The following is a 12,791-nucleotide window of genomic DNA, read 5'->3' as shown; positions in this document are numbered from 1 at the left end:
CACAAAAATATTTTAAATTAAATCAGAACGGTTGCTTTTAACAATTTTTAACAATTTACCTTTTAAGTTTTAATCTCTTGATTTGTAACAGTTTCCTAAATTTGCGGGTCTAATACTTAAATCAGCACAATATGAAAAAGTTTATTAAACCCGGCTTTGAGTTTATATTCTCTGTTGCCTTAATAGCCATACTTGGCTTGCCACCTTTGGTACTGGCACAATCGCAAAAAAACTTCGAGATACATATTGTTAATGGTGACACTACTGTTAATGGCAAAAACATAAAAAAGCTATCTGCCGCCGAACGCAAAGATGCGCTTGATGCTATAAACGACCTACCGCCAACGCCTGCTACTCCGGGCAATCCGGGCAGGTCAAATTCAAAAGTGGTTATCAGGAAAAGAACTAATGGCGGTAATACCAACGATATTGTAATAGAGCGAAGTATTACCGGCAATGAGCCCCAGATAGCAGAACTTAACGGTAAAGACAGTGCCCGCAATATAGTTAGGATGCGCCTTAAAAAGCTTAAAGGCGCCGATAGCATACAGGCATTTACCTATCGCTTTGATAACGACCTGCCGCCGATGGAGATGAAAACCTTTAGTTTTGATATGCCAAAACGCAAGCAAGGTTTTGCATTTACCAGCCGCAATTCGCAAACGTTTAATTATGCTAACGTAGATAACGATGGCATCAGTACTAATATCAGTTTTACCGTAACCGAGCCATCTAAAGATAAATTAAAACGTGTTGCAGGTATAGAAAAAGCCGACCTGGCATTAAGCAATTTGAATATATCACCGGAGTTTTCTACCGGTAAAACAAACCTTAGGTTTAATCTGCCGGCAAAAACGGTTGCCGATGCTAAACTTACAGATACCGAGGGTAAAACTTTATGGGCAGATAAAGCAGTTGCCGGCAGCTTTAGTAAGAAGATAAGCCTCCCGTTAAATGGCGTTTATTATTTACAAGTTAAGCAAGGCACAGCCATAGCTGTTAAAAAGATCGTAAAAGAATAGTTAAATAGTTGGCGATTTATAAACCACAAAAAAGCCCTTCTAAAAACTTAGAAGGGCTTTTATATTTTTAAGAGTCTGCTTATAGCAAACCGCGTGCTGCAAACTAATTAGAACGGCAGATCGTCGTCATCAGGTGCCGAGCTGATATCAGCAGGAGCTGCATATTCAGGGGCTGAGGCTGATCCGGCAGAGCTTAAAGCATTAACTTTCCATAGCTGTAACGAGTTAAAGTATGTTTTTTTACCTGTCTTGTCAGTCCATGGGCGGCCTTTAAGGTTAAAAAATACTTCCACATCGTCGCCAACCTTAACATTGTCTAATAAATTACAACGATCTTGTATAGCTTCAAACTTTAAGTACTCGGGATATTGTGGGTTCTCAACGTACTCAAGTATCAATTCTCTCTTTTTTAACGACTCGGTAACCTGTTGGGTTGCCGACACTTCATATACCTTACCTTTAACTTCCATAAATCAGAAAATATTTAAAATGTAAAGTTAATAGTATGAAATTAAATAGCGGCGTATTTAATTCATAAATTCGCAAAATAATTATGCAAGTTTTCCACACCGAGAGTAAGATCATTATCACCTGCAACAAAAGGCTTTCGCCTTACCTGCAGCAAGAAGTTGAAGCATTAGGCTTTAAACCAACACGCGTATGGCAAACCGGCGTTGAGCTGGTTGGCACCGTAACAGATACCATTGCGCTAAACCTTAACCTGCGTTGCGCAAGCCAGGTTTTATACCTGTTAAAAAGTTTTACAGCTGCCGATCCAAAACAACTTTACGACGAGCTTATGCAGGTTGAATGGGAAGAACTGATAGATTTTTCGGGCTATTTCTCGGTAACATCAAACGTTAACAACGAGCACATTCTTACACCATTATTTGCAAATGTAAAGGTTAAAGATGCCATTGTAGACAGGATAAAAGATAAGAAAGGTATCCGCCCCAATTCCGGCGCCGACGCCAATAAAACCGTTGTAAGCCTTTACTGGCAAGACGATAAGGCCGATATTTACCTGGATACTTCGGGCGAAACGCTTGCCAAACACAGTTACCGCAAAATACCCGGTAAAGCACCAATGCTTGAGGCTTTGGCTACATCAACCATTATGGCTACTAATTGGGATAGGGCAAGCACGTTCATCAACCCAATGTGTGGCTCGGGTACTTTAGCCATAGAGGCGGCTTTATTGGCTACCGATAAGCATCCGGGCCTGTTCCGCATGAATTATGGGTTTATGCATATTATGGGATACGATGAACAGGTGTTTTTTGTGGAGCGCCGTAAATTGAAGGATAAAGCCAAAAAGGCTGTGGACTTTAAGATCATCGCTACAGATATTTCTGACGATGCTGTTGATATTGCCCGCAAAAACGCAAATACCGCCGGTGTAGAACATTTGATAGAATTTTACGTTTGTGACTTTGAAGATACCGAAGTACCCGAAGGCGGCGGCGTTATTATGTTTAACCCCGAGTATGGCGAACGCTTAGGCGTACACACCAAACTGGAAATAACTTATAAACGCATTGGCGATTTTCTGAAAAAGAAAGCACTTGGCTACCGCGGGTACGTTTTTACAGGCAACCCCGATCTTGCAAAAAAAATTGGCTTGAAGGCTGCCCGCAGGATCGAATTTTATAACGGAAAATTAGACTGCCGCTTATTTGAATATGAGCTTTACGAAGGCAGCAAGCGCCAACCAAAAGAAATAGAATGAAAAAACTGATCATTATAGCACTTGTATTAACATCGTTTTACGCGCACGCGCAAGAGGACCTTGCATTTCCGTTTCAGGGAGGGGCACCTGTGATGAACAAGTTTTTTAAAGACAGCTTAACCGTTAGCCCCGAAATAATTTCAAAAAAGGCGGCAGGGGTAGCTGTTATAAAATTTACCGCTGATGTTAATGGCAACATCCAAAAACTGGTTATTTATTATGCTGATGATTACCTGTTAACCCTGCCTGCAATTGCCGCGCTAAAAAAATCAACCAAAAAATGGGTTATCCCTAACAAAGAGAAATTCCACGATTTTATCATCCCCTTCTCTTTTAACTTTAATAACCCAACAACTGCAGCTGCCGATGTACAAAAGGCAGCGTTCGATTTTTACAAAAACCGCCGCCCCATTGTAGCTAACGATCAGATACCGCTTAACTCGGCTACATTGCTGCCTACCGTAGTGGTTAATTACAATATAAATTAAAACATGCACACAATAAAACAAGAAAAGCGGCCAATGGCCGCTTTTCTTGTTTTATTGAACCCGGTGCTAAATTGAAAATAAATTTCTTTAAACGTTAATTTCTAAAAATCCGTTGCCACACCAATTTCGTTTATATACAGTATCCTGATTAAATACATATAAAGATGCCGAATTATAAGGTAAAAGCAGTAGCAACAAATATCCGCAACAAACGCGAAGAGTTAAATTACACACAAGAATATTTAGCCGCCAAACTAAGCATATCGCAAAATGCTTATAGCAAGATAGAATTAGGCTATACAAAAATTACCGTTGAACGCCTTTTCCAGATCGCAGAGATTTTAGATACGGACCTGATCGAACTGATAAATACGTCAGAAACAGAAGCTGCCTGACCGGTAAAAAAGACTAACTAATAATTTAGTATCCTGTTATATTTGCATTCCAATCTGCAAGTATGAGCCAGGCCGATATTATCGAAAAAACAGTAAGTTTTGTTCAGGATACCTTAAAGAACGCGGAAGGCGGGCACGATTGGTGGCACATTCACAGGGTTTGGACCAACGCCAAACATATTGCCCAAACCGAGCAATGCGATCTGCTTACGGTCGAGCTTGCCGCCCTTTTACATGATATTGCCGACAGCAAATTTCATAACGGCGATGAAGAGATTGGCCCCGCTACAGCCGGTAAATTTCTAAACACTGTTAATGTTGATGAAGCTATAATTACCCATGTACAGCAGATCATCAGGCACATGTCGTTCAAAGCAAGTTTCGATAAAACCACTTTTAACTCAAAAGAATTGGCCGTTGTGCAGGATGCCGACCGGCTTGATGCTATAGGTGCCATTGGTATTGCCCGGGCATTCACCTATGGCGGCTTTAAAGACAGGGAAATTTTTAACCCCAATATTAAGCCCAACCTCAACATGAGTAAGGATGATTATAAGAACACCAAAGCCCCTACCATTAACCACTTTTACGAAAAACTACTGCTGCTAAAGGATAAAATGAATACCGCCACGGGTAAACAATTGGCCCTGCAACGTCATAATTTTATGGAAAGCTTTTTAAAGCAGTTTTATTCGGAAGTACAATAAATCAAATACCCCTAACCGATTTCATCAGCATGAAAAAAACTTTACTTTCATTAACCGTATTATTGGGCACAGCCAAACTCGCCGCTGCGCAGGATACTACAAAAAATCAGCGTTTTAACCTGCATTTTCAGCAAACGGTTATTATGCAGTATAAGCCATCTATCACCGCGCCGTATACCGGGCAAAACAGCTTAATACCAAATGCCGAAACGCAAACTTCATTAACCAGCACCCTGTTTGGCGGCGCACGCTTATGGAAAGGTGCCGAGGCCTATTTAAACCCCGAGTTAAGCGGCGGATCGGGCTTGAGCAAAACGCTGGGTATTGCCGGCTTCCCGAATGGCGAAACTTTTCGTGTAGGTGCCGCCGAGCCTAAAATATACCTGGCGCGCCTTTACCTTACCCAGTATTTTAACTTTGGCGACGAAAAAGAATATATTGAAGATGATGTGAACCAGTTGGCAGGCATGCGCAGCAAACGTTACCTTAAAATTACTGCAGGTAAATTTGGAATGGCCGATTTTTTTGACGGTAATGAGTTTAGCCATGATGCCCGTTCGCAATTCATGAACTGGAGCTTAATGGATAACGCTGCATGGGATTACCCCGCCAACACCCGTGGTTACGTAATTGGCGCCGTGGCCGACTTTGGCCAGCCTAACTGGAACCTGCGTTTTGGCTTTACCATGACCACTACTACTGCCAACGGAGCAACCTGGGATGAACACTTAAGCCATGCCAACACCCAAACTTTAGAATACGAAAGGCGCTACGCGCTAAATGGGCATAAGGGTACATTAAGATTGTTAGGCTTTCGTAACAACGGCATGATGGGTACTTACCGCGATGCCATTAAACAAAACCCCGCCGCGCCGGACGTGGATGCGACACAAGCTTACGGCCATCATAAATACGGCTTTGGCATAAACGCCGACCAATACCTTAGCGATGACTTTGGCGTATTCGCAAAAGCCAGCTATAACGACGGCAAAACCGAGACCTGGGCCTTTACTGAGATAGACCGCTCACTTAGCCTTGGCGCTGTATTAAAAGGTAACCGGTGGGACCGTAAGGATGATGAACTGGGCCTTGCATTTGTAGGCAACGGCATCTCAAAAGACCATAAAGATTATTTAGCAGCCGGTGGCTATGGCTTTATTATTGGCGACGGCCGGCTAAACTACTCGCCCGAGTTAATAGCAGAGGTTTATTACAAAATAAACGCCTATCAGCATAAATTATGGGTATCGCCAGATTACCAGTTTATAGCTAACCCTGCATATAATCATGATCGCGGGCCGGTAAATGTGTTATCGGTTAGGGCGCATGTAGAGTTTTAAGCCTTATCAATAAATTACATCAGCATTAAACCCCTAAGGCGCAAAAACGTCATATTGCAACATGAAAAATATTATAGCAGCCATAGCACTACTTATTGTTAGTACAGGCGCATTCGCTCAAAATAATATCACCAAAGCAAAAATATCTTTTGAGCTAAAAAACCTGGGTATAAAAACCGGTGGGATAATTGGCGGCGTACAGGGCAATGTGGCCTTTGACCCTAATAAACTTGCAACAAGCAAAATTGAAGCTACGGCCGATGTGAACACCATTAATACCGATAACGACATGCGCGACGAGCACCTTAAAAGGGACGACTACTTTGACGCGGAAAAATATCCAAAGATGAGTTTGTCTTCGGTATCGTTCAAAAAAACCAAGGCCAATAGCTTTACCGGGGTATTTAACCTTACTATAAAAGGCATTACCAAAGCTGTTGAAGTACCTTTTGTTTACGCTGCAACATCTGCCGGTAACGTATTTAAAGGCAGCTTTAAAATAAACCGTAAAGATTTTAAAATTGGCGGCAACAGCATGACCATGAGCGACGACGTTACCGTTAATTTTGAGGCCGAGGCCAAATAATAATGATATAATAACATTGCAACGCGCGGTTTTATAGTAACTTTATACTATGAAATTGCGCGTTCTCATTTTAATAAACGCTGCCGCTGTTGCCATTACCCTATCGGCAGTAAACTACTACTTTCAGCACAAGTGGTACGATGTTATGGTAACCTTTCTGGTTACTTTTATTACCAGCTATATTGTATTTTATTACCTCATAGAGAAATATATCTACTCAAAAATTAAGCTTATTTACAAGCTTATACACAACCTTAAGCTTGGCCGCGACCTGCGCGATGCCCTTGGCGAACATGTAACCGCCGACCCAATTAACGATGTGGAACAGGAAGTAAAAGAGTGGGCCAAGCAAAAAAAGAGTGAGATAGACGACCTGAAAAAACAGGAAAAATTCCGCAGGGATTTTTTATCGAATATATCGCACGAATTTAAAACACCGCTTTTTGCAATACAAGGTTACATTGAGGCCTTGCAGGACGATGAATTGGAGGATAAAGAATTAGCGCTGCAATTTCTTGAAAAGGCGTCAAAGAATGTGGACCGTTTAAGTTACCTTATTAACGACCTTGATGAGATATCAAAACTCGAATCAGGTGAGATCCCAATAAATTACAGCAAATTCAAAATTAACGATCTTATAAAAGAGGTATTTGAATCGTTAGAATTAAAGGCCAAGCAGCACAATATTAAATTAACGTTTAAACAAAAATACGATGACGGCATTTTTGTTAATGCCGACCGTGAAAAAATACGCCAGGTTTTAGTTAACCTAATAGATAATTCTTTTAAATATGGCAAAGAGGGTGGCAACACCTCGGTAAGTACCTTTACACTGCATGAGCAGGTTTTGGTAGAGGTTACTGATGATGGCATCGGGATAGAAGAAAAGTTCTTACCACGCTTATTTGAAAGGTTTTACCGTACAGATACCAGCCGCTCGAGGCAAATTGGCGGCTCGGGCCTTGGGCTGGCCATTGTTAAACATATTGTTGAGGCCCATCAGCAAACCATAAACGTACGCAGTACCGAAGGCTTGGGCTCAACATTTGGTTTCACGTTACAAATCGCTAAACAAAGCCTGCCATTCCCCAATATTCCTGTGTTAAAAAGTTAACATTAACTTAACATTGCAACCGTACCTTTATCAAAATTTTACGAAACAAGATGTCACTTAACAGTATATTCCAGTATTTTGTACCAAAAGATAAAAAAACGTTCTTCCCGCTATTTGAGCAGGCAGCAAGTAACGTTGTAAGTATGTCAACCATTTTGGTTGAAGCCGTTAACTCGGTAAACCCTGCTACCCGCGAAGAACTTTTCAGGCAGATTGACAAGCTTGAGAACAAAGGCGACGAACTTACCCACCAGATATACCTTGAACTGGGAAAAAACTTTATAACACCGTTCGATCGTGAGGACATCCACTCTTTGGCTACCGCAATTGACGATATTGCCGATTATATACACGGCGCTGCCAACCGCATGCTGCTTTATAAAATTGATGATTTTAACGAGCACATCCGCAAGCTATCTGAACTGATATTACAAGCCGGTACCGATCTTGAAAAAGCAGTGCGCGAACTTAAAGACCTGCGTAACGTACGTGCTATTGCAGATTCATGCATCCGTATAAACAGTGTTGAAAATCAGGCCGATTACGTATTTGACCGTGCCGTTGCCGACCTGTTCTTATACGAAACCGATGCTATACGCCTTATTAAATACAAGGAGATCTTAGCCGCGCTTGAAACCGCCACAGATATGTGCGAGGACGCTGCTAATGTGATGGAATCGATACTTATTAAAAACGCCTAAGCATAATTTATATCATTTTAAATGGTTACTACCCTACTTGTTGCTGTAATTGCCCTGGCGCTTATTTTTGATTACACCAATGGTTTTCATGATGCAGCCAACTCTATAGCTACCATTGTATCAACCAAGGTTTTAACGCCTTTTCAGGCGGTACTGCTTGCCGCGGTGTTTAATTTTGCCGCTTACTTTTTTATTAAAGACCATAAAGTAGCTAACACAGTTGCTAAAACCGTACACGAAGAATTTATTACCCTGCACGTGGTATTGGCCGGCCTTATTGCCGCCATTACCTGGAACCTGACTACCTGGTGGTTCGGTATTCCGTCAAGTTCGTCGCATACGCTTATTGGTGGTTTTGCGGGTGCCGGTATAACCAACGCCTTATTTATGGGGCAGCCGGGTATGGCCGCAATAAACTCATTCTACATTATAAAAATTATTGCCTACATCGTGCTTGCGCCGTTTATAGGTTTATTTATAGCTTATTTTATTACCATCCTTATCCTGCACATATGTAAAAGAGCAAAGCCAATTACGGCAGAGCGCTGGTTTAAAAGATTGCAGTTGGTATCTGCCGCGGCACTTAGCTTTGCACACGGCACAAACGATGCCCAAAAAGTAATGGGTATATTATATGTAAGCTTAGTAGCCGCAAAGGTTATTGGCAGTGGCGCTGCAATGCCCGAGTGGATCCCGCTTGCGTGTTATACCGCAATAGCTTTAGGCACCATGTCTGGCGGTTGGAAGATCGTTAAGACCATGGGTTCTAAAATTACTAAGATAACCCCTTTAGAGGGTGTGGCCGCAGAAACAGCGGGTGCCGTTACCTTGTTTATTACCGAGCATTTCGCTATCCCGGTTTCTACTACACACACCATTACCGGTTCCATCATCGGCGTTGGTTTAACAAAACGTGTATCTGCTGTGCGCTGGGGTGTTACGGTAAACCTGGTGTGGGCGTGGATCATTACCATCCCTATTTCGGCGCTTATTGCGGGGTTAATGTTTGTGTTGGTTAGGCATATCTAATTACGCATTACTTGGCAGTAATTTTGCTTACGCTAAAGCATGAAAAAAACACTTTTACTTATTCCTTTTCTGCTATTAATATTTACCGGTTGCGATACGCTTAACCAGGTTGCACAAACCACGGTTAACCAGCTTGGCAACCCAACTAATGTCGAAATTAGCAACGGCCTTAAACAGGCCCTTGAAATAGGCACAGGCAAAAGCTCGGACCAGCTATCTGCAGTAAATGGGTTCTTTGGGAACGCGGCAGTTAAAATATTATTCCCACCCGAGGCGCAAAAGGTTGAGAAGACCCTGCGTAGTATAGGCCTTGGTAAATTAGCAGATAATGTCATCCTGTCGCTTAACCGGGCTGCAGAGGATGCTGCCGGCAAGGCAAAGCCCATATTTGTTAATGCCATTAAACAAATGACCTTAACAGATGTAACCAATATTTTATTCGGCAACAAAGATGCCGCCACACAATACTTTAAACGCACTACCACTATGGCGCTTGCCGCCAGCTTTAAGCCTGTTATAGAAACCAGCCTAAACAAGGTAGGGGCCACAAAATATTATACTGAGGCTGCAAACGCCTACAATAAAGTGCCGCTTGTAAGCAAAGTAAACCCGGACATCAGCGATTACGTTACCCAACGCGCCATAGAGGGCCTGTTTGTAGAAATTGCACAGGAAGAGCTTAATATTCGCCAAAACCTTGGCGCACGTACTACGCCGTTGCTGCAAAAGGTATTTGGTTATTATGATAAGAACAAGAAATAGCCAATAACGATCTTATAATGAAAACGGCGATATGTATTAAAACATATCGCCGTTTTGCGTTTGTGTTCAATAACACTTAGGGAAAAGAAAATTTACTTATGAAATTCTACCTTAATGATAACATCCCCGGCTTTGCCTACCCATGCCGGGCCATTTTGAACCAGGCTTATAGCTTTTAGGTCTGCCGCGGTACTTAGGCTTTTTGTTACGGTAACAGCAGTGATTGCGCCGCCTGGGCTGATGGTCGCCCTTAATTCAACAGTACCCACTTTGGCATCTGCACTAACCGCGTTCTGATGCAGATATTTTTTATAATTATCCCAGCCAACTACGGGGCGTGTGCCTGATACTTTTTTTGCCTGAGCATCGGCAATCGCTACCTCTCTTAAAACCTGCGCGTCTTTATCCTGCAGGCTGCTATCGTTATTTTTAAGGGATTTTGTACCAAATGCATTAATATTGGATGTACTTTCACCATCCTTTTTTATGGCAGGCATAGCGTATCCGTAAGCGTTTGACTGTTCCGAGCCGCCGGTTTTAGCAGGGGCTTTGCCCAAGGCATCCGGCAACGGCAGGGCATCCTTACGATCAATTACCGCGCCCGCCATAAGGTTGGGTGGCAATCCGGCGTTAGCCAAGGCTGTAGGGTTGTTATCAGTAGGTTTTCCGGCACGAGTTGTCATATTAGCACCTTCAGCCTTACTTTTTAGGGCTTTAAGCGCCGATGGGGTTTTATTGATAGCTACAAATTCTCCGCCTAAAATGGTGTCTTGCTTTTTATTGGCCAACATATCTGATGCAACCATTTCTTCTAACGTACTAACCGAAGGTTCTGCATTTGGGGCACTTGCATTAGCAATAGTAACTTCCTGCAATGGCGCGGCCGGTACATTCTTATCCGCATTTGCACGGGCAAATGGTTTAGCAGGTATATGTATCTTATTGAAAGCGATGGCTTGTTTCTTCGAAGGGGTAATTAGCTGCTTTGCTTTATCATCTATAGTTACTGGCAGCGTATCTACAGGTGCTGCTTGCTTTACAGGTTGGCTAGCCGCTACCTGCGAAGCTTGCTTATTGTTACCGTTATTATTGTTCAACAAACCTATTACTACAGCAAAACCTATTACACTTGCAGCAATTGCCGTAACCATCCAGGGTGTCATCCGGCGTACTTTAGTTGCGGTACGGGCCTCTAACCGATCTTGTAAGGCAGAAAGGCTATCCTTCTGGTCTGCCCTGGCAGCACCATATCCTTCCAGCGCATCCATTAAAAACGGATCGTCCTGTGCCCGGCGCTCCAGTTTATGCATAGCGCGTGCATCAAGCTCCCCGTTAAGGTACTTCTGTATTTGCTGTATGTCGGATAGTTTATTCTCCACTGTTCTTTTCAAGGCAAATTTTAAGGTTGCGCTTTCCGTTTTGTATATAGCTTTTTACCTCGTTCATGGTAAAGCCTGTTGCATCGGCTACTTCTTTATAACACTTCTCGTCGAGGTAGAATAATTTAACGCTTTGTTGCTGCGCCGGCGTTAACTTCTCCAAACAACGTTCCAAAGCCTGCATAGCTTCTTCTCGGTTATTAGTATCAGGATGCAAAACCGGGGTAAATTCCATAAACTCGTCTAAAGCTATGGTCTCTAATTTTTTACCGCTTCGCAATTGCATCAGGCAATAGTTGCGGCTAAGCACATATAACCAGGCCCTAAACTGCTTTATTTCGTGCTGGTGTACCTTTTGGGCCAGTTCCTCAAATATGGCCATTACGGCATCCTGCGCCTGTTCCTCATCTTTCAAATACTTTAAACCTACCCCATAAACCAGCGGCATATACCGCTCATACAGTCGGCCTAAAACTTTCAGGTCGCGGCTTTCCCGGTAGCTTTGCAACAGCTTATTGTCGGCGGTATCTTCTGGTTTAACTGGTCGGTTAAAAAATTTCATTCAAGAGAGCCTGCAAAATAATTTTTTTTAGCGGCTTATGGAAATCTTATCAGCGGAGGTATATTATTCTGCCGGGTGCTGGCCAAAGGTTTTACTCAGCATATCGTAAAGTTCCGGGTGTTTGGTTTGGAACTGTTCCGGTTTCTCAAAAAAGTATTCGGAAACTACCGCGAAAAATTCAGCCTCGTTAGTAGTAGCGTACGCGTCTATATCAGAATGCCCGGCTTCCATCCTGCGGATCTCCCGGTGCATCATACGTACCCATGGTTCAACATATTCATGCGGCAAAAAACCTTCGGGAATGCCGTCTGTAGCGCCATCTGCCTTGTCAAGCAGGTGTACAAACTCGTGGATACCGGTGTTCTCCTTGCCATTGTTGTTAGAGAAGCCTTTTACCAACGCGTTGCGCGAAAGGATCATTTGCCCGTTCATGTAGCCGCTGCCTACCATGCCCATAATGTTACGTCCCTCGCCCTCGTTGCCTTCATACTGAAATTCCTTATCGAAGGTATCTGGATATAAAAGCACGTTAGTAACGTTGCGGTACGTCCAGTCCTTAAACGCGAAAATGGGAATTATTGCGCTCGATGCAACCATCAAGCGGTCGGTATCGGTTAACTCAAGGCCAACGCCCTCAATACGAACGGCATCAAGGAACTGTTCTATCCTATCTTCAAAGTAAAGCTTATCGGTATCTGATAGTTTGTTGTAATAATCGATATGCTGAGTAAGTAATTGCTTTTGGGAATCGGTTAGTATGTGTTGGGTAAGGGTACGGTTTTTCTTTCGTTGAAATAATGTTAAGCAGATAATTACGGCGATAATAATGGCGAAATACATCATGGTAGAAGCAAGATAGGAAAATAACGTTATTAGGAAAATCGTATCTACGACGGAATTTTATTCTTAAACTTCTACGCCATTCGCATAGCATTATATTTTTCCACTAGTTTTAAGTAGGCCCCAATACCAGGGTT

At 42.7% G+C, this 12,791-nt stretch carries 15 protein-coding genes; 11 read left to right on the top strand and 4 right to left on the bottom strand.

Annotated features, from left to right (window positions below; translation table 11 throughout):
• Positions 1 to 131: 131 nt before the first annotated feature.
• Entirely contained in the window at positions 132 to 1,022 is an 891-nt protein-coding gene (locus tag ACFQZI_RS12900; RefSeq protein ID WP_377143049.1) for a T9SS type A sorting domain-containing protein, read from the top strand.
• A gap of 107 nt (positions 1,023 to 1,129) precedes the next feature.
• Here the strand turns inward: ACFQZI_RS12900 and ACFQZI_RS12895 are convergent, their stop codons facing one another.
• A complete protein-coding gene (locus tag ACFQZI_RS12895) occupies positions 1,130 to 1,492 on the bottom strand; it encodes a DUF3127 domain-containing protein (RefSeq protein WP_377143047.1) in 363 nt (120 codons plus the stop codon).
• Positions 1,493 to 1,575: 83 nt separating this feature from the next.
• Between ACFQZI_RS12895 and ACFQZI_RS12890 the strand changes: the two genes are divergently transcribed.
• The 10 genes from ACFQZI_RS12890 to ACFQZI_RS12845 all read left to right on the top strand — a co-directional run bounded on the left by ACFQZI_RS12890 (position 1,576) and on the right by ACFQZI_RS12845 (position 9,873).
• The gene (locus tag ACFQZI_RS12890; protein WP_377143045.1) at positions 1,576 to 2,751 is read left to right on the top strand and encodes a THUMP domain-containing class I SAM-dependent RNA methyltransferase; all 1,176 of its coding nucleotides are present in this window, start codon (positions 1,576 to 1,578) and stop codon (positions 2,749 to 2,751) included.
• Positions 2,748 to 3,239, top strand: a complete 492-nt coding sequence (locus ACFQZI_RS12885) for a hypothetical protein (protein WP_377143043.1) — start codon at positions 2,748 to 2,750, stop codon at positions 3,237 to 3,239. Before ACFQZI_RS12890 ends, ACFQZI_RS12885 begins: the two co-directional genes overlap by 4 nt.
• Before the next feature lie 164 nt (positions 3,240 to 3,403).
• On the top strand, positions 3,404 to 3,634 hold the full coding sequence (locus tag ACFQZI_RS12880) for a helix-turn-helix domain-containing protein (RefSeq protein WP_377143041.1): 231 nt from the start codon (positions 3,404 to 3,406) through the stop codon (positions 3,632 to 3,634).
• A 62-nt stretch (positions 3,635 to 3,696) separates the two neighbouring features.
• A complete protein-coding gene (locus tag ACFQZI_RS12875) occupies positions 3,697 to 4,341 on the top strand; it encodes an HD domain-containing protein (RefSeq protein WP_377143039.1) in 645 nt (214 codons plus the stop codon).
• Between the two features lie 29 nt (positions 4,342 to 4,370).
• Positions 4,371 to 5,681, top strand: a complete 1,311-nt coding sequence (locus ACFQZI_RS12870) for a carbohydrate porin (protein WP_377143037.1) — start codon at positions 4,371 to 4,373, stop codon at positions 5,679 to 5,681.
• A gap of 61 nt (positions 5,682 to 5,742) precedes the next feature.
• Positions 5,743 to 6,267 carry a YceI family protein gene (locus ACFQZI_RS12865; RefSeq protein WP_377143035.1) on the top strand — a complete coding sequence of 175 codons (525 nt, stop codon included), beginning with the start codon at positions 5,743 to 5,745 and terminating at the stop codon, positions 6,265 to 6,267.
• Between the two features lie 49 nt (positions 6,268 to 6,316).
• On the top strand, positions 6,317 to 7,381 hold the full coding sequence (locus ACFQZI_RS12860; RefSeq protein ID WP_377143033.1) for a sensor histidine kinase: 1,065 nt from the start codon (positions 6,317 to 6,319) through the stop codon (positions 7,379 to 7,381).
• A gap of 50 nt (positions 7,382 to 7,431) precedes the next feature.
• A complete protein-coding gene (locus ACFQZI_RS12855; RefSeq protein WP_377143031.1) occupies positions 7,432 to 8,082 on the top strand; it encodes a DUF47 domain-containing protein in 651 nt (216 codons plus the stop codon).
• A gap of 21 nt (positions 8,083 to 8,103) precedes the next feature.
• Positions 8,104 to 9,111, top strand: a complete 1,008-nt coding sequence (locus tag ACFQZI_RS12850; protein WP_377143029.1) for an inorganic phosphate transporter — start codon at positions 8,104 to 8,106, stop codon at positions 9,109 to 9,111.
• Positions 9,112 to 9,150: 39 nt separating this feature from the next.
• Positions 9,151 to 9,873: a DUF4197 domain-containing protein gene (locus ACFQZI_RS12845; protein ID WP_377143027.1), complete on the top strand. Its 723-nt coding sequence runs from the start codon at positions 9,151 to 9,153 to the stop codon at positions 9,871 to 9,873.
• Between the two features lie 92 nt (positions 9,874 to 9,965).
• Here ACFQZI_RS12845 and ACFQZI_RS12840 read toward each other — a convergent pair whose 3' ends face one another.
• The 3 genes from ACFQZI_RS12840 to ACFQZI_RS12830 form a co-directional block, all read right to left on the bottom strand.
• Entirely contained in the window at positions 9,966 to 11,264 is a 1,299-nt protein-coding gene (locus ACFQZI_RS12840) for a hypothetical protein (protein WP_377143025.1), read from the bottom strand.
• Positions 11,242 to 11,814 carry an RNA polymerase sigma factor gene (locus tag ACFQZI_RS12835; protein ID WP_377143023.1) on the bottom strand — a complete coding sequence of 191 codons (573 nt, stop codon included), beginning with the start codon at positions 11,812 to 11,814 and terminating at the stop codon, positions 11,242 to 11,244. Before ACFQZI_RS12835 ends, ACFQZI_RS12840 begins: the two co-directional genes overlap by 23 nt.
• A gap of 63 nt (positions 11,815 to 11,877) precedes the next feature.
• On the bottom strand, positions 11,878 to 12,657 hold the full coding sequence (locus tag ACFQZI_RS12830; protein ID WP_377143021.1) for a M90 family metallopeptidase: 780 nt from the start codon (positions 12,655 to 12,657) through the stop codon (positions 11,878 to 11,880).
• Positions 12,658 to 12,791 lie beyond the last annotated feature (134 nt).

The organism is Mucilaginibacter lutimaris, assembly GCF_042676625.1.
Taxonomy (GTDB): Bacteria; Bacteroidota; Bacteroidia; order Sphingobacteriales; family Sphingobacteriaceae; genus Mucilaginibacter; species Mucilaginibacter lutimaris.
The sequence above is the reverse complement of the archived record's forward strand: the minus strand, read 5'-3'. Positions and strand labels throughout refer to the sequence as shown.

Bases quoted from the DNA above. Each gene is read 5' to 3' on its own strand.
- ACFQZI_RS12900 (WP_377143049.1), top strand. From the start codon at position 132: ATGAAAAAGTTTATTAAACCCGGCTTTGAGTTTATATTCTCTGTTGCC.
- ACFQZI_RS12895 (WP_377143047.1), bottom strand. From the start codon at position 1,492: ATGGAAGTTAAAGGTAAGGTATATGAAGTGTCGGCAACCCAACAGGTT.
- ACFQZI_RS12890 (WP_377143045.1), top strand. From the start codon at position 1,576: ATGCAAGTTTTCCACACCGAGAGTAAGATCATTATCACCTGCAACAAA.
- ACFQZI_RS12885 (WP_377143043.1), top strand. From the start codon at position 2,748: ATGAAAAAACTGATCATTATAGCACTTGTATTAACATCGTTTTACGCG.
- ACFQZI_RS12880 (WP_377143041.1), top strand. From the start codon at position 3,404: ATGCCGAATTATAAGGTAAAAGCAGTAGCAACAAATATCCGCAACAAA.
- ACFQZI_RS12875 (WP_377143039.1), top strand. From the start codon at position 3,697: ATGAGCCAGGCCGATATTATCGAAAAAACAGTAAGTTTTGTTCAGGAT.
- ACFQZI_RS12870 (WP_377143037.1), top strand. From the start codon at position 4,371: ATGAAAAAAACTTTACTTTCATTAACCGTATTATTGGGCACAGCCAAA.
- ACFQZI_RS12865 (WP_377143035.1), top strand. From the start codon at position 5,743: ATGAAAAATATTATAGCAGCCATAGCACTACTTATTGTTAGTACAGGC.
- ACFQZI_RS12860 (WP_377143033.1), top strand. From the start codon at position 6,317: ATGAAATTGCGCGTTCTCATTTTAATAAACGCTGCCGCTGTTGCCATT.
- ACFQZI_RS12855 (WP_377143031.1), top strand. From the start codon at position 7,432: ATGTCACTTAACAGTATATTCCAGTATTTTGTACCAAAAGATAAAAAA.
- ACFQZI_RS12850 (WP_377143029.1), top strand. From the start codon at position 8,104: ATGGTTACTACCCTACTTGTTGCTGTAATTGCCCTGGCGCTTATTTTT.
- ACFQZI_RS12845 (WP_377143027.1), top strand. From the start codon at position 9,151: ATGAAAAAAACACTTTTACTTATTCCTTTTCTGCTATTAATATTTACC.
- ACFQZI_RS12835 (WP_377143023.1), bottom strand. From the start codon at position 11,814: ATGAAATTTTTTAACCGACCAGTTAAACCAGAAGATACCGCCGACAAT.
- ACFQZI_RS12830 (WP_377143021.1), bottom strand. From the start codon at position 12,657: ATGATGTATTTCGCCATTATTATCGCCGTAATTATCTGCTTAACATTA.